General features: G+C 42.6%; 16 protein-coding genes. 8 read left to right on the top strand and 8 right to left on the bottom strand.

All coding sequences use genetic code 11. The features are described from left to right. Positions 1 to 22 precede the first annotated feature (22 nt). Entirely contained in the window at positions 23 to 880 is an 858-nt protein-coding gene (kdsA, locus tag CWI32_RS11340) for a 3-deoxy-8-phosphooctulonate synthase (protein ID WP_005106657.1), read from the bottom strand. 31 nt (positions 881 to 911) lie between these two features. Next, positions 912 to 2,552: a CTP synthase gene (gene pyrG, locus CWI32_RS11335; protein ID WP_005097095.1), complete on the bottom strand. Its 1,641-nt coding sequence runs from the start codon at positions 2,550 to 2,552 to the stop codon at positions 912 to 914. A gap of 226 nt (positions 2,553 to 2,778) precedes the next feature. Here pyrG and CWI32_RS11330 point away from each other — a divergent pair, with 226 nt between their 5' ends. Then, positions 2,779 to 3,213 (top strand): hypothetical protein, encoded by a 435-nt coding sequence (locus tag CWI32_RS11330; RefSeq protein ID WP_005097096.1) that lies wholly within the window; start codon positions 2,779 to 2,781, stop codon positions 3,211 to 3,213. Between the two features lie 56 nt (positions 3,214 to 3,269). On the opposite strand, the gene CWI32_RS11325 is transcribed toward CWI32_RS11330, so the two are convergent. The 3 genes from CWI32_RS11325 to CWI32_RS11315 all read right to left on the bottom strand — a co-directional run bounded on the left by CWI32_RS11325 (position 3,270) and on the right by CWI32_RS11315 (position 7,033). Next, entirely contained in the window at positions 3,270 to 4,382 is a 1,113-nt protein-coding gene (locus CWI32_RS11325; protein ID WP_005097097.1) for a YheT family hydrolase, read from the bottom strand. A gap of 69 nt (positions 4,383 to 4,451) precedes the next feature. Then, positions 4,452 to 4,862, bottom strand: coding sequence for a nuclear transport factor 2 family protein (locus tag CWI32_RS11320; protein ID WP_005097098.1), 411 nt, complete (start codon positions 4,860 to 4,862; stop codon positions 4,452 to 4,454). Positions 4,863 to 5,008: 146 nt separating this feature from the next. Continuing rightward, entirely contained in the window at positions 5,009 to 7,033 is a 2,025-nt protein-coding gene (locus tag CWI32_RS11315; protein ID WP_005097099.1) for an NADPH-dependent 2,4-dienoyl-CoA reductase, read from the bottom strand. 164 nt (positions 7,034 to 7,197) lie between these two features. On the opposite strand from CWI32_RS11315, the gene CWI32_RS11310 reads away from it, so the two are divergent. Genes CWI32_RS11310 through CWI32_RS11300 form a run of 3 tightly spaced genes read left to right on the top strand, consistent with a single transcriptional unit; the run spans position 7,198 to position 9,414 of the window. After that, entirely contained in the window at positions 7,198 to 7,734 is a 537-nt protein-coding gene (locus tag CWI32_RS11310) for a PadR family transcriptional regulator (protein ID WP_100329579.1), read from the top strand. A 30-nt stretch (positions 7,735 to 7,764) separates the two neighbouring features. Further along, positions 7,765 to 8,697: an alpha/beta fold hydrolase gene (locus CWI32_RS11305; RefSeq protein ID WP_100535319.1), complete on the top strand. Its 933-nt coding sequence runs from the start codon at positions 7,765 to 7,767 to the stop codon at positions 8,695 to 8,697. Between the two features lie 18 nt (positions 8,698 to 8,715). After that, entirely contained in the window at positions 8,716 to 9,414 is a 699-nt protein-coding gene (locus tag CWI32_RS11300) for an SIR2 family NAD-dependent protein deacylase (RefSeq protein ID WP_100535318.1), read from the top strand. A gap of 160 nt (positions 9,415 to 9,574) precedes the next feature. Here the strand turns inward: CWI32_RS11300 and CWI32_RS11295 are convergent, their stop codons facing one another. Further along, positions 9,575 to 10,483: a polysaccharide deacetylase family protein gene (locus CWI32_RS11295; protein WP_100535317.1), complete on the bottom strand. Its 909-nt coding sequence runs from the start codon at positions 10,481 to 10,483 to the stop codon at positions 9,575 to 9,577. A gap of 312 nt (positions 10,484 to 10,795) precedes the next feature. Between CWI32_RS11295 and CWI32_RS11290 the strand changes: the two genes are divergently transcribed. Next, entirely contained in the window at positions 10,796 to 11,695 is a 900-nt protein-coding gene (locus CWI32_RS11290) for a LysR substrate-binding domain-containing protein (RefSeq protein ID WP_005097107.1), read from the top strand. Between the two features lie 232 nt (positions 11,696 to 11,927). Here the strand turns inward: CWI32_RS11290 and map are convergent, their stop codons facing one another. Next, on the bottom strand, positions 11,928 to 12,722 hold the full coding sequence (gene map / locus CWI32_RS11285) for a type I methionyl aminopeptidase (RefSeq protein WP_074383204.1): 795 nt from the start codon (positions 12,720 to 12,722) through the stop codon (positions 11,928 to 11,930). Positions 12,723 to 13,072: 350 nt separating this feature from the next. On the opposite strand from map, the gene brnQ reads away from it, so the two are divergent. Together brnQ and CWI32_RS11275 are read left to right on the top strand one after the other, a co-directional pair. Further along, positions 13,073 to 14,359, top strand: a complete 1,287-nt coding sequence (brnQ, locus tag CWI32_RS11280) for a branched-chain amino acid transport system II carrier protein (protein WP_100535316.1) — start codon at positions 13,073 to 13,075, stop codon at positions 14,357 to 14,359. 584 nt (positions 14,360 to 14,943) lie between these two features. Then, complete coding sequence (locus tag CWI32_RS11275) at positions 14,944 to 15,162, top strand: hypothetical protein (RefSeq protein WP_005097112.1); 219 nt, start codon at positions 14,944 to 14,946, stop codon at positions 15,160 to 15,162. A gap of 82 nt (positions 15,163 to 15,244) precedes the next feature. Here the strand turns inward: CWI32_RS11275 and CWI32_RS11270 are convergent, their stop codons facing one another. Next, complete coding sequence (locus CWI32_RS11270) at positions 15,245 to 15,703, bottom strand: hypothetical protein (RefSeq protein ID WP_005097113.1); 459 nt, start codon at positions 15,701 to 15,703, stop codon at positions 15,245 to 15,247. Between the two features lie 117 nt (positions 15,704 to 15,820). Between CWI32_RS11270 and CWI32_RS11265 the strand changes: the two genes are divergently transcribed. Continuing rightward, positions 15,821 to 16,684 (top strand): alpha/beta hydrolase family protein, encoded by an 864-nt coding sequence (locus CWI32_RS11265; RefSeq protein ID WP_005170572.1) that lies wholly within the window; start codon positions 15,821 to 15,823, stop codon positions 16,682 to 16,684. The last annotated feature ends 44 nt before the right edge of the window (positions 16,685 to 16,728 follow it).

Below are 16,728 nucleotides of genomic sequence, written 5' to 3'. Positions count from 1 at the left end.
GGGCAGCGCAAGAGTGATAAACTCAGTGTGTATCTAACTTTTCGAAACCTTTGACCAAGGTATCCAATTCTTTTAGCTGTGCCAAGAAAGGCTCAAGTTGAGACATGCGCAATGCACATGGGCCATCACACTTGGCTTTCTCTGGATCAGGATGTGCTTCCAGGAACAAACCTGCAAGACCGGTTGCCATACCTGCACGCGCCAATGTGGTAATCTGGGCGCGGCGTCCGCCAGCAGAATCGGCACGGCCACCTGGAGTTTGCAAGGCATGCGTCACATCAAAGAACACAGGCACATTCATTTCTTTCATGATATCGAAGCCCAGCATGTCTACAACCAGATTGTTATAGCCAAATGCTGAACCACGCTCACAAATGATCAGTTTGTCATTTCCTGCTTCCAGACACTTATGCAAAATATGACGCATTTCGTGTGGTGCAAGGAATTGTGCTTTTTTGATGTTGATGATGGCATCGGTTTTTGCCATGGCTTCCACCAGATCCGTCTGACGACTCAAGAAAGCCGGCAGCTGGATAATGTCCGCCACTTCTGCAACAGGCGCCGCCTGGTACGGCTCGTGTACATCAGTGATGATTGGCACATTAAAGTGTTTTTTAATGTCAGCTAACCACTCGAGACCTTTGTCGAGGCCTGGGCCACGGAACGAGTTCAAGCTTGAACGGTTGGCTTTATCAAAGCTGGCCTTGAACACATAGGGAATACCCAAACGTGTACAAATATCGACATAAGTCTCAGCGATCTCAAAAGCCAAGTCTTTAGATTCAAGTACATTCATTCCGCCGAATAATACAAATGGCAAATGATTTGCCATTTGTATATCGCCCAAACGTACAATTTCTTGTGGTTTTAATTGCGACATTTAAACTTCCTAGTTGTGTCCTACACACCGATTATTGAGTTTTTTGGTACTGCTTTTTCGCAGCATCAATGAAACCGGCAAATAATGGATGACCTTCACGTGGTGAGCTGGTAAATTCCGGGTGGAATTGTACCGCAATAAACCAAGGATGTTGAGGAATTTCAACTGTTTCTACCAGATGCTGTACCGGTGAATAACCAGAAATCTTCATGCCTTTTTCTTCAAGCAATGGGATATAACGGTTGTTCATTTCGTAACGGTGACGGTGACGCTCAATGATTTCTTCAGAACCATAGATTTCAGCTGTTTTTGTGCCTGCAACCAGTTCAGATTTTTGAGCCCCTAGACGCATGGTGCCACCCAAATCAGAGTCAGCAGAACGTTGCTGAACTTCACCGCGCTCATCTAACCATTCAGTGATCAAGCCAATCAATGGAGATTTGGTCGAACGGTTAAATTCAGTCGACGTTGCATCGCTAATGCCCACAACATTACGTGCATATTCGATTACAGCCAACTGCATACCTAAGCAAATACCAAGGAAAGGTACACCGTTTTCACGTGCGAATTGAATCGCCTGCATTTTGCCTTCAGTACCACGTTCACCAAAACCACCTGGAACCAGAATCGCATCGGCATCTTTCAATACTTCGTTCACGTCCTGGCTTTCAAGTTCTTCTGCATTGACATAGTCAATTTGGACTTTAACGCGGTTTTTCACCCCGGCATGTAAAAGTGCTTCGTTCACAGATTTATACGCATCTGGAAGTTCTACATATTTACCGACCATCGCTACACGAACGGTGTATTCTGGGTTCAATAATGCTTCTACCACGTTATCCCAATCGGTTAAATCCGCTTCAGGAAGGTCGTTATAACCAAAACGTTCGCAGATTAAATCATCAACATTCTGTTCGTAGAAAGTACGTGGAATCTGATAGATCGAACGTGCATCTTTACATACCACAACGGCACGTGCTTCAACGTTGGTAAATAATGCAATTTTACGGATAGTATCTGCATCTACATCGTACTCGGTACGGCAGATGAGAATGTCTGGCTGAATACCAATCGACAGAAGTTCTTTAACAGAGTGCTGTGTTGGTTTGGTTTTTAATTCTGCTGCAGACTTAATGTATGGGAGTAACGTTAAGTGCATTAACATGGTACGTTTATGACCAAGTTCAACCATTAGCTGACGTACAGATTCCATGAATGGGAGAGATTCAATGTCACCTACTGTACCGCCGATCTCTACAATCGCAACATCATAGCCTTCGCCTGCACGCAGGACACGCTCTTTGATATTGTCAGTAATGTGTGGAATAACTTGCACAGTACCACCCAGATAGTCACCACGGCGTTCTTTGTTCAGAACATCTTGGTAAACACGACCTGATGTGAAGTTATTCAGTTTGGTCATTTTCGCACGACGCAAGAAACGTTCGTAGTAACCCAAATCTAAGTCTGTTTCAGCACCGTCTTCTGTAACAAAAACTTCACCATGTTGGAATGGGCTCATCGTCCCTGGATCGACATTAATGTATGGATCCATTTTTACCATGGTCACTTTTAAACCACGAGCTTCTAAAAGTGCAGCAACAGAAGCAGCTGAAATACCTTTACCTAGTGATGAAACTACACCACCAGTAACGAAAATAAAATGGGTCATTGGGTTTCTCGTACAATCGAGCCTAAATCGGCCTGCAATGTTGCGCAATTTTACTTTACCTTGTACCTAGAAAGCAAAGTCAATCCGCATCAATTCAAAGAACAATAAACAATTGACTATTCTAACAGCAATTCCAATAAAAAATTACTGTAAGTTCATATGATTTCTATCTTGTAATTTGCTGCTATAATAGTGTAATCCCCTCCACACTTTTCTGTTTGATGCAATGATGATGAAGAAATTTTTACTCTGTACCGTAATCCTGACTGGCCTGAGCTTGACTGCGTGTGTAAAAAAAGAAGCACCTAAAGAAGAAGAACAAGTTGAGGTTAATCCAGCACCTGAAGTTGTAACGCCTGAACCAGCACAATTTGAACCGCTTGAGCCGGTAGAAGAAGCGGTAATTGAAGAAGTTCCAGAGACAACTGTGGAAATTCAACGTGAACAGACAGCTAACACGACGACTGAAATTCGTCGTGAAGTGAAGAAGCCTGAACCTGTTGAAGCTACACCAGCTCCAACAAGAACGCCGTCAGAAAACAATCCAGCTCCAGAGCCTTCAAAACCTGCAGCAACGCCTAAATCAAACTCTGATTCAAACAAATCTGAAGAAGACGCTGTGGCTGATGCCATTGCAGCAGCGATGCCAGCGCTTGATTAATCAAGAGAATTCATCAAAAAAACCCAGCTTTTGCTGGGTTTTTTTATTACTCTTTTTTAAGCAGATGTCGGTGCAGAATTACGAGACAAGTGCATCAAATAGTCTGCCATTAATCGCGTAGCCCACGATTCTGTTTGCATCAGACCTTGATAAAATCCGCAATGACTGCCTTTTTTGGTGGTAATCACCATGATATTCGACATTGCCCGAATTTTTTCTTTATAAGGTTCCAGATTCTGGATATGACACACCGGATCATCTTCCGCATTTAAAATCATTAATGGAACTTTAATGTTTTCAAATACATAAATTGGATTCGTGGCCTTACTATAACTCTCATAGTCTGAAAAACCGGCCAGTTGATAATAACGCTGTTCAAACTCCGATAAGTCTTTTACCTCCAGCAATTGCTTCCAGGAAGGATAAATTTGCCAGGTTTCCTGATAAGGATGAATAAAGCGTTTGATTAGTTTTTTGGCCATGACTTTGCTATAAAACGGATGTACATGGGCAAATCCAGTTTCGGTGTTATAGCCTGGACATAAGGCAAAAGCCGCTTTTAACGGTGTTTGTGATCCCTCTTCTCCGAGATAACGCACCAGCAAGCCTGTACCCGCAGAAGATCCGACCCCATACAGCTCAGACTGAGGAAATCTATCCTGTATATACAGCAGTTGTTCACGTAGATCTTGGGTCGAGCCGAACAGGTTCATTTTAGCTACAGGCATGGGCAGGTCTGCATGCCCACGGCGCAAACACAAGGCCACTCGCCAACCGGTATGTTTATGCAGATCCTGTACCAGTTCACGCATCGACTCTGGAGAGCCGGTGATGGTATGTAATAAGACAATGGTCGGTGTATTTGCTGGCAAATCCAGCCCATACCAGGCAATACCGGTAATCCCGCCATCCGACATTTTTAGCTGTTCAAGTACATCATATTTAAGTTTAATCGTATGTTTTTTAATAAGATCCAAATATAGAATATGTGCGTGTGCATTGGCTAACCACGGCGTAGGACGATATTTTTGTTGCAGCTGCGGTAAGCGTTCAATGAGTCCTGAAAAAACACCATTTGGATGGTAATACAGGGTCGGTTCATCTGCGCCACTGAAGCGATCCAGATATTCACTGGACAGCTGACCCAATTTTTTAAGCAACATTTTCATCTGTCATCCTCTCTAGTTCGACTAGCTGTGATTTACAAACTTCATGCCGACTTGAATCAATAATTCGAATTAAGTTTTAACTTGGAATGACTGCATCCGTTGGCCCATTTGTACCGCTAAGGCTTCAAGTCCAGACTTAGGCCGGATCATCACTTCAAAATCAATGATCTGACCTTCTTCATTAAACTGAATCATGTCAACTCCCTTGAGTTTTTTATCGCTTACCTGAGCAGAAAACTCAAGTACGACATTGTTACCATCTTCACTTATAAATTCACGGTGATAAGTGAAGTTTTCAAAGACTTGGATCACATTGCTCAGAATAAAAAAGACCACCTGTTTGCCAGGATAAGGATGAAAAGCCACAGGTGAGCGAAATACAACATCCTCAGCAAGTAACTCATTCAAGATCGACATATCGCGGGTTGCTAACATCTCGTGCCAACGATCAATGGATTTTTTTGTAGTTTCGATGCTCATTTGAGGTTCCTTTTTTGTTTTGATATTTTAAATACAGAGCGCTCCCCCTTTATTAAAGGTGAGAAGTACTGCTTCACAAGGGAGATTCTTTCTTATAAATCCTCTCCTTTAATAAAGGAGAGGAAAAAAAGCAGGTTTTAATATTTTTAGATCACCGCTGCCAATTCAGCCCCCTGACGAATGGCACGTTTAGCATCTAACTCACCCGCTTCTTTGGCGCCACCAATCAGGTGTACACTTTTACCAGCAGATTTTAACTCATCAAACATGGCGGTATAAGATTCCTGACCAGCACAAATAATGACATTATCCACTTCCAACACCATTTGCTTATCATTGACGGTGATATGCAAGCCCTGATCATCAATCCTGTCATAGCTGGCACCCGCAATCATTTTCACGTCACGATGTTTAAGCCCTGTGCGGTGAATCCAGCCCGTGGTTTTACCCAGACTAGAACCCACAGAAGCAGCTTTTCGTTGCAATAAGTAAATTTCACGGGATGATTTTTCCAGAACCGGAGTTTTTAAACCACCGACCTGATCATATTTGGTATCGATGCCCCATTCATCATAGAATTTTTCTGGATTGATACTGCCACTTTCCCCTTCATGGCTCAGAAGTTCCGCGGTATCAAAACCAATACCCCCCGCACCAATAATCGCCACACGCTGTCCCACAGCTTTACGCTCTTTTAACACCTCGAGATAAGACAAGACTTTTGGATGATCAATCCCCGGAATATCCAGTTGACGCGGGGTTACCCCTGTTGCCACGACAATCTCATCAAATGCTGACGCTTCAAGTTCTGCAAAACTGGCAGTATGATTTAACTTTAACTTGATGCGTGGCTGCAACTCGATTTGACGTTTAAAGTAGCGCAAGGTTTCATAAAATTCTTCCTTGCCCGGAATGGTTTTGGCAATATTAAATTGTCCCCCAATCTGTGCAGCCGCATCAAATACCGTGACCTGATGACCACGATTCGCTGCATAGACTGCAAAACTTAAACCGGCAGGACCTGCCCCAATCACGGCAATATTTTTCGCTTCGCCAACGTCTTTGAAGATGAGTTCGGTTTCATAACAGGCCCGTGGATTGACCAGACAGGTGGCAATTTTCATCGAGAAAATATGATCCAGACAGGCCTGATTACAACCGATACACGTATTGATCTCATCGCTACGACCCTGTTCAGCTTTAAGCACAAACTCAGAGTCAGCCAGCATTGGACGCGCCATGGAAATCATATCGGCATCACCAGAAGCCAGTACATACTCAGCCATCTCAGGTGTATTGATGCGGTTAGAAGTAATGAGAGGAACTTTTACCAGACCTTTGAGCTTGCGGGTAACCCAGGTAAAGGCTGCACGAGGAACCTTGGTGGCAATTGTCGGAATACGTGCTTCATGCCAGCCGATGCCGGTATTGATAATCGTGGCACCGGCTTTTTCAATGGCTTTAGCCAGTTGTACCACTTCATCTAAAGTTGAGCCACCTTCCACCAGATCCAGCATAGACAGACGATAGATAATAATAAAGTTTTCACCGACCATTTCACGGGTACGGCGCACGATCTCGATCGGGAAACGAATGCGGTTTTCATAGCTGCCGCCCCATTCATCATCACGATGATTGGTTCGCGCTGCAATAAACTCGTTAATCAAATAACCTTCCGACCCCATAATTTCTACGCCATCATAACCGGCATACTGTGCCAGCTTGGCACAATTGGCGAAGTCATCAATAGTTTGCTGAACCTCAGCTGAACTCAAGGCATGCGGCTTGACCGGGTTAATGGGTGCCTGAATCGGAGAGGGTGCAACATTTTCTGCCTGATAGGAATAACGGCCCGTGTGCAAAATTTGCAGGGCAATTTTCCCGCCTGCATCATGCACCGCTTGGGTAATCACTTTATGCTTTTCAGCTTCTTCGACACTGTCAAGCTTGGAGCCGCCCTGAAACGTCACCCCATGATCATTGGGTGAAATACCACCCGTCACGATTAAGGCCACGCCACCTTTGGCACGCTCTGCATAAAAAGCTGCCATCCGCTCATATCCGCCGGGTGCTTCTTCAAGCCCCACGTGCATTGACCCCATCAGCACCCGGTTTTTGAGTGTGGTAAACCCTAAATCAAGCGGGGCAAGTAAATTCGGATATTTAGACATTTCAACTCCTTAGCGTGCTGATGTGCTGGCTATTTTTATTCAGCTGATCAGATATTGCATTTATCGATCAGAATTATGCAACTTGTTGCACTAATATATAAATCAGAATTGATTTTTATGCAACATGTTGCATAATAATCCCGAGTCATTTTTTTGAGACGTTTATGTCTTTATCGCATGTGCTACTGACCAGCCTGATTGAAAAACCCAGTACCGGAATAGAACTGGCGCGGCGCTTTGACCGCTCAATGGGATTCTTCTGGAATGCGACCCACCAGCAAATCTATCGAGAGCTAAATGCCATGTCAAAACAGGGCTGGATTTCAACACTCGAAGAAGAAGATGCACATTCACGTAAAAAAACCTATCAGGTTGAACTGCCCGGTCGTGAAGAATTGGCTCACTGGATGATACAGCAAAGTCCACCGGCACAGTTGCGCGAAGAATTGATGGTACGCTTACGTGCCGAAGCGCAGCTTGGTGGCAACAACACATTAGCGGAACTGGAACGGCATTTAGTCCTGCACAAAGAAAAACTCAACACCTATCAGCAAATTTTTGCCAAAGACTTTGCCCAAGCTGATGAAAATGATCGCACCCTGTATATTCATAAAATGATTTTACAGCTCGGCATTGATCAAGAACTTGGCTGGATTCACTGGCTGGAAACCGTTATTCCGCGACTCAAACAGTTTAAATAAACGATCGGGATAAAAATAAGGAGAATATTCATGCCCTTTTATCGCATGCCAGACGGCGAACAGCTGTTTGTACGTGAATACGGTCAGGGTCAACCGGTTTTAGTGTTGTCTGGTCTGGGCATGTTGAGCTGGCAATGGGCGGCCTTTTTATATCCGCATAAAAACAGGTTTCGTTTTATTATTCCAGAATGGCGTGGTTTCGGTGCATCCAAAGACTGTAAAATTCCAGCAAATCTGGATGCAATTAACTGTCATTGGCAGGATGTGCGCTCAGTGGTAGATCAGCTCAAGTTCGATCGAGTCATAGTCATTGCCTACTCTATGGGGGCAACCACACTTATGCATGGTCTGCACTCTGATCATTTCGCTAAACGGATCACGGCTTATTTGCATATTGATCAGACACCCAAAATACCGGTAGATGATACTTGGGCTTTTGGTCTGTTTGGACCAAAACATGACGAATTTAGGGGGATTTTGCAGCAACTGTCTGTTCTCCTCGCTGCACATCCGCAAATTCAATTTATTCGCGATCTAGATCAAACAGTACGCCAACAGATTGGCGCATTATGGCTGCGCTTTATCCAGCTGCAAAACAGTCATCCCTATAGTCTTAAAGCATTTGAGTTTTTACTGCATCAACCTCGCTTTCAAAGTTTATTACTGCCATCCAGCCGTGTGGACTACATGGCCTGGTATATCAACAATTATCTGTATCATCGAGAAGATTACCGTGAAGCATTAACCAAACTTCAATGTCCGGTGACTTTCTTTAGCGGCGCGCAATCCCGGCTCTATCCTTTTGAAGGACAGCGCCTGATTGCAGAAAGCCTGTCTCAAGCCAAACAGGTGATTTTTAAAAAATCCGGTCATACGCCCTTGCTGACTGAACCGCTAAAATTTTCCAGAGAACTCGGTGTCTTCTTGAAAGAGAATTCACAATCGAGTACTTCAGCAGTTTAAATATTCAGGAGAAAAATAATGAAAAAACTGGTGGTCTTTTCAGGTGCGGGTATGAGCGCAGAAAGTGGCATCAATACCTTCCGTGACAGCGATGGTCTTTGGGAACAGTATCGGATTGAAGATGTCGCCACTCCGCAGGCCTGGGCCAGAGATCCGCAACTGGTGCAGTGCTTTTACAATGCACGCCGAAAAAATATTCTGGAGGCAGAGCCAAATACTGCACATCTCCAGATTGCGCAACTGCAACAAGATTATGATGTGCATGTCATTACCCAGAATATCGATGATCTGCATGAACGTGCCGGCAGCAGCAAAGTGATTCATCTTCATGGCAATATCCGACTGGCTAAAACCTCAGGTCCAGATGCACAAAGTACGACCCAATTCTATCCGATTGAAGAAACTGAATTAGATTTAAACAAGCACTTTTGCACAGCAGGTTATCCACTGCGTCCACACGTGGTCTGGTTTGGCGAAGCCGTTCCTGCCTATGCAGAAGCCCAAAGTTGTGTACAAGATGCCGATATTTTTGTGGTGATTGGCACCAGTCTGCAAGTTTATCCAGTGGCGGGATTGATTCATGACATTCCGGCATCTTGCCAGGCCTATTATATTGACCCCAAAGCAGACCAACAACAATTGCCGGTACAATTTCACAAGATCACCCAAACGGCCACTCACGGTATGCAACAGTTGATCCAGCTCCTAGAAAAATAATTTCATCACAAGACATATGCTGTGTCATGTTCGATGATGATTATTCAGGTATTTAGAAAACGTAGCGACACTTAATCATATTGGTTACAGCCTAAATACTATCTAACTCTTACTGTCTATAGCATACACCTCGTGATTTTCTAAAGTGAAATAGCCGTATCTAAGGCGCCACACTTAAACCAAATTTTTTCAAATTTGGATATTCATAGGGGGCATCTTCAGCTGGATAACGTAATGACTCGAGCCCATAAATTTGTGCAATATTCCATAAAATACTTTCACCCGCAGGTAGAGTTTGTGGCTGAATTTTATAAATTGAATCCTGATAAGCGCTATCACTATCAACAAATTTCCAGCCCTGTTGCTTAAACAAATCAATAATGTCTTCTAGCCAAGCCGCATTAATGGCTCTTACATGAAGTAAAAGCACATGCTTGGGGGAACGTCCTAATGTTTGTTGTGCTAAATTATCGTAATACTGTGCTCGATCAAGCAAATGAAACAGATAGGCTTGTTTTAATTTATTCAGGTTTTCTTGATCTTGTGCTTGCTGATACTGCAAAAACAGTTGATTGTAATACCAATCACTCGCATCGATGCTAACAGTTCCCGATTGATAATGATGGGTTATCAGCCATTGTCGTACTCCTTCCCTTTTTTCTAGCGTATTTCCCTCTTTAAGAAATGGAAATCGGTAACGTGGTACAAATCCGGGTAATGTAGAAAATATTTGATGTCCTTGCTCTATGTCTTTTAAATAATTTTTCAAGCTAATGTCATCTTTATTTAGGTTAAGATGTAAATTTCCATGATTGCCTATTCGATGCCCCTGTTTCCCCCACTCTGAAATCATCTGCAACCCTTTTTCTGTGCTAATTTTACTGACGCTTGGATAGACAATAGCCAAAATTCGCTTTTGTTTTAGGGTATTTAGAATGTCATTATTGATATGACAAGCATCTGGGTTATTGGCTGGGTCTAGTCCATCATCGAAACTGAGGGCGATCTGTTGAGCAAAAGCCACATGAGAAACACAGAGACATAGGCTTAAGACAATTTTTTTAATCATAAATGAGTGCTAGAGCTTAGAAAATAAATACCTTTTAACCTAGCATAATTATTCAAACTGATTGAACTTTACATCGACGGCTAATACGAAATTTATTTATTATCTAAGCTTATATATTGAATGGCAATTTTTTTAATGAATCACCACTTAGCTGTGGTGTAATGAGATTCCAGACATTATAAATGAGCGCCTATGTATCACATTATCGAGTGTGTTGGCTTTTAAATTTTAGTAACTTCAATATTTTTTTAATTGACAGAACGTAACAATCAATTTTTAATCAGCAGATTGTTGCATAAATGGAATTTTGGAATGCTGACTGATCTTGATGATTTTTACTGCTTTGCACAGGTGGTGGAACATGGCGGCTTTAGCGCAGCCGAACGTGCAACAGACATCCCTAAATCCAAGCTTAGCCGTCGTGTCCATAACTTGGAAGAACGTCTAGGTGTCCGCCTGATTCAACGCAGCTCGCGTCATTTTGCGGTCACCGATATTGGCATGAACGTTTACCGCCATGCACAAGTCATGTTAAATGCAGCACAGGCAGCACATGATCTGGTCGATCATCTTAGTACCGAACCGCGTGGTACGATTAAAGTCAGTTTGCCGGTTTTAATTGCCCAGAATGAAATCGCCAAAATCCTGCCAAACTTCCTCAAGCAATATCCAGAAATTAAAGTTCAGATGATGATCACCAATCGCCGGGTCGATATCATTAATGAAGGCTGTGATCTGGCACTGCGAGTACGCTCCAATCTGGATGACGATCCGAATCTGGTCATCCGTCAGTTTGAAAAAATTGAACAGCATCTGTTTGCAAGTCAAGGTTATCTCAATCAGTTTGGTGAGCTAAAAACCCCCGAGCAACTGGCTGAACATAAGATTCTGACTATGGCAGAAGATCATACCGAACAATTTCTAACCTTACAAAACGAGCAGCAAGAACAAAAGAAAATTCGGGTCAGTCCAACTGTATTGGGTTCAGACCTCAATATGTTGGCGCAACTTGCGGCTTCAAGCTGCGGGGTGACCTTATTGCCAGATAACGTGGTAGAGCAGTATGTGGCACGTGGCGAACTGGTACGGGTTTTACCTGACTGGAAAGCACCGCATGGTATTTTTCATGCGGTTTATCCCTCACGTCGCGGTCTGCTGCCTGCAGTCCGGGTATTTATTGACTATCTGGTCGCAGAATTAAACCATAGCTAATAAAAATATGGACAAAAAAATAGCTCATTCTTGGGGAAAAATGAGCTAGAGAAACAGGTCACTACAGCACAGTGAATAAAAAAGGAAACTTTGTAACTGATTCTCAGTCTAACCAGACTTCTATTTTCAAACCATTGTTTTGCTGTAGTGTTTTGTATATTTTTGTCAGCAAAAACGATGAACTTGTAAATTTGGCAAGTCAAAAGTTTTTAACAGAAATCCCGTCAAAATTTTAAATTTCCGGATAATCACCCGTGCCTTCAGGCCATGGAGAGAGTAATTCAAATCCGGTTTCGGTCACATAAACCATATGTTCCCATTGTGCAGACCACGATTTATCCGTGGTAACCACAGTCCAGCCATCTTTTAGTTCTTTGACACGAGCTTTACCCATATTTACCATCGGCTCAATGGTAAAGACCATACCCGGCACCAGCTTGATGCCTTGACCCGGCTGTCCATAATGCAGAATATTCGGTTGTTCGTGATAAACCTTGCCGATGCCATGACCGCAATACTCACGCACAATCGAATAGCCTTCACGCTGTGCAACGGTTTGAATTGCATAACCAATATCGCCTAAGGTAGCTCCCGGCTTCACTGCATGAATCCCGGCCAGCATCGCTGCATAGGTGGTATTGACCAGACGTCTGGCTTCTGGAGATGGCGTTCCCACATAATACATCCGGCTGGTATCACCGAAATAACCATCTTTGATGATCGCCACATCAATATTGATAATATCACCATCCTGCAACACGGTTTTTGAGGATGGAATACCGTGACAGACTACTTCATTCGGCGAAATGCAGGTGGTCTTGGTATAACCATAATAGCCAATATTGGCCGGTGTTACTTTTAGAGTATTGATAATAAAATCATGACAGAGATCATCCAGATATTCGGTCGTGACACCTGGCTTGACATGCTCCCCGATCATCGCTAAAACTTCTGCGGCCAAACGCCCAGATATCCGCAATTTTTCTACATCTTGCTCAGTTTTAAGACTAATCGCTGGAGCTCGCATATATCTATCCTCACTATGAATATCTGAATTATAGTCCCTTTTTTGTTACATATGTCACAGTTAGTGGATTTCATCACCGCAATTTTTCTGGAAATCAGAATTTCAACTGTTGCTTATTCATACAAACAATAATCTGAGAATTTTAAAGAAAATTCAGATCAATCCATACAGTGGGCTTAGATCATCTATTTTTTAGCTGATTATCAATCAGATATTTCTACCAAAATTTGAATGAATGGTTATCTGAGCAGCAAAATCAATAGATTCAAGGTCTGCAGCCTTAAAATAAGCTCCAAAAAGATGGACATATACACTAAAATCGCTTTCTTTTGGTCGATTGATCTCCCTTTATGACAAGTCTGCGTACCCGGGATATTGTCGCCCTAGGTTTTATGACCTTTGCACTGTTTATTGGTGCGGGCAACATTATCTTCCCCCCGATTGTGGCTCAACAAGCTGGTGAACATGTATGGCTCGCTGCTTTAGGTTTCCTTATTACTGCAGTTGGCTTACCTGTAATTACCATTATTGCGTTGTCGCGCGTTGAAGGCTCCATTCAGGCACTCAGTTCCCCACTTGGTAAAGCAGCCAGTATTTTACTGACTGTGGTGTGTTACTTAGCTGTTGGCCCTTTATTTGCAACACCGCGTACTGCAACCGTTTCTTATGAAATTGGTTTTTCTTCTTACTTTGGTGATGAATCGAGCAGCCTGCTCATGTACAGCATCATCTATTTTTCTATAGTCACTGTGGTGTCTTTATATCCAAACAAGATTCTGGATACAGTTGGCTATTTCCTGTCACCGCTTAAAATTATTTCTTTGATCATTTTGGGTGTGGCAGCCGTAATGATTCCTGCCAGCAATCCACCGGCAGCGATCAATAATTACGTTACCAGTCCGGTGACTGAAGGCATCGTCAATGGTTATTTGACCATGGACACTTTAGGTGCTTTGGTTTTCGGGATCGTGATTGTGAAAGCGATTACTTCACGTGGTGTAACCGATAAAAAACTGATTACCAAATATGCGGTGAATGCCGGCATTATTTCCGGTATTGGTTTAACACTGGTGTATTTAAGTCTGTTTAAACTCGGACTCGGTAGCCACGAAATTGCACCGAATGCAGCCAATGGTGCCATTATCCTGCATGCCTATGTACAACATGCCTTTGGTGATATGGGTGCTTATTTCCTGTCTGGCATGATTTTTATTGCCTGTATGGTGACTGCGATTGGCCTGACCTGCGCCTGTGCCGAATATTTCTCCAGTTTGACTAAAATTCCATACAAGATTTTTGTATTTATTCTGGTCGGTTTCTCACTGATTATTTCAAATCTGGGTTTAACCAAACTGATTGCCGTTTCGGTGCCCGTATTGAGCGCGATTTATCCACCTGCAATTAGTGTGATTTTATTGAGCTTCTGCGCTAGCTTCTTCAAAAAACCGTCTCATGTGATTGCACCAGTGACGCTAGTGGCATTTATCTTCGGTATTTTTGATGGAATAAAAGTTGCTGGTTTTGAGTTGCCTGCCGTACTACAAAATTTGCCGCTCTCAGAACAGAATCTGGCCTGGTTTATTCCATCCATGATTGTATTGCTAATTGCAGCTGTGATTGACCGTATTAGAAACTAATCTTTCTAGGCTGTCTGATAAAGATCGTATTTTTACCCAAAATCCGGTTTTAGCGTGATCAATAATTGTCAGGTTTTACCCAAACGGACTTTTATTGCTTCTTACAGACAATATCAAATCATCGCTGTGTGTCTATTTACTCGTGCTTTTTCCAGAAAGTGTGATTCATAATCAGGCTCGAATGATCCTATTTTTAATATAAATATAAATAACTTTTTGAATTTTAGCTTTTAGATACCTGTTGTTGCTGACTTAAACCATCTTGCCCTCTGACTTATACACAGTCTTACATTCTATTGATTAACACTACATATCTTTGGCGTAGAATTTGCATTTTCTATCTGCTCACATCAAACAATTGCTAGCTATTGTTTTCATGACGATATGGAGGTGTAATCTGAATATATAATGCTTTACTAATCAATTGATTATGTATTTTTACGACTAAAGAAGGCCATTTTGACCCTGAAAGTGCAGCCCGATGGTTGCAAAGGCTGATATTAAACAGTACAACTGTATGTTCAATTCTGACTAACTTAATCTGCTTTAGTCTTCAATAACATAAATAAATGGGAGGGATGGAGATGTTATCATTACATTTCAACAAGCAAGTCTTCATTGACGCTCTTAAAGCCAACGACACCAATCTGGTGACATTTATATGCACCACTTTTGCACTTATGCTGACTTTAACCGTCCATTGCTTAATTCAAGGTAATTTAAAACTTGAATACTTTGGTTATGCGCTGATCGTCTCAGCTGCTTTCTTCCTATGGGCTGCCATAGACCAGAAATACCGATAATCAAATTTTAAATTAGCCCAGATGGATGATGTGGCCAGTCATCCATCTGGTAAAAAAACCAAAATATTACTTTTAAGAATAATTAAAATAGCCCACCAAATGCGCCATAGAGTAAAATCCCCGTTCCTCCAAGTTCTGCAATAATTAATCCCAGCATTGCCAAGCTCATCAGACTGCCAGGTAGATGAAACCGACCCAGTTGATGCGGTTGCTTAAACTGATTGGTGGTATCTTGCAGGAAACCATGCAGCATATAAGCTGCAATCGAAAAACTAAAAAATACGATATTCACCAGTACGCAGATCAAATTCATGGCACTGGATAAATCGGAATAATATGCCAGAACTGCCAGAATTAGCGTCGCTGGTGCATATAGCAGACTGCTACGATGGGCAATATCGACATAATAATGTGCGCGTGACTGTGGTGATTGACGGATCTGCCAATACTTCCAGACCCCGGTAAACATCCCAATCCACAAGAATATTCCACTAAAAATAATGGCGATTTTAACGGCCAGTGCAAGTTCCATTGATAGCATAAGCTCATTCCATATCTATTATTTTACTGACTTTTAAGTCATGCTTTGCGCAAGCATCCCTTCAAAAACTGTATAAAGTTAAAGCTTCATCAGGAAGCTAAAATCATAGTGTATCGTATGTCTGAATTTGAAACATTGACTCTACAGTGCCAGGATGGCTATCACTTAAGTGCACGCTTTTATGCGGCTTCTTCAGAATCTGAAAAACGTCCGGTATTGGTCTGTCCTGCCACAGGTATTACCCAACAGTTTTATCATCATTTCTGCATCTGGTTGCAAGCTCAGGGCTATGCGGTACTGGTCTTTGACTTTCGGGGAATTGGTGAGTCACTCGCAGGCCCTTTAAAACAGTCCAAAGCCAGCATTGTGCAATGGGGTCAACTGGATATTCCCGCCGCGATTGATGCTTTATTAGCACGTACTCATGCAGAAAAAGTGATTTTGCTGGGGCATAGTGCTGGTGGTCAGCTTCTGGGGATCGTACCGAATTATGACAAAGTTGCAAAAGTGGTGGCTGTTGCTGGCTCAACCGGACATGTCAAAGGACTTAAAGGTAAAACCAAACTGCTGGCGCCGGTCATGTTCAATCTCATTTTCCCACTGGCCCGTATGAGCAAAGGATATGCTCCGACTCAAGCCATTGGCATGGGCGAAAATCTGCCTAAAGATGTGGCGCGTGAATGGGCACAGTTCTGTAGCAAACCGGGCTATGTCATGAATGCAATGGGTAAAACCATATTGCCACGCTCAGATTTTCATGCTCAAATCACCTGCCCGATTATTTCGATCTGGTCATCGGATGATGAAATTGCAACAGAAGCAAATGTAAAAGATTTACTGCGTTTATACCCCAATGCAGATACTCAGATGATTGAGCTTCAACCTAAAAGATATGCGCATAAAGCCATTGGCCATATGCTGATGTTTAAAAAATCACATGAGAATTTATGGCCGGTGATTGAACAACAATTGACGGTTTAAATCAGATTTAGATGGTTATTTGCAAGCTGCTATGTTCTAATACA

Origin of the sequence: Acinetobacter pseudolwoffii (assembly GCF_002803605.1) — a bacterium.
Taxonomy (GTDB): domain Bacteria; phylum Pseudomonadota; class Gammaproteobacteria; order Pseudomonadales; family Moraxellaceae; genus Acinetobacter; species Acinetobacter pseudolwoffii.
This window is presented reverse-complemented; position numbering and strand designations above follow the sequence as displayed.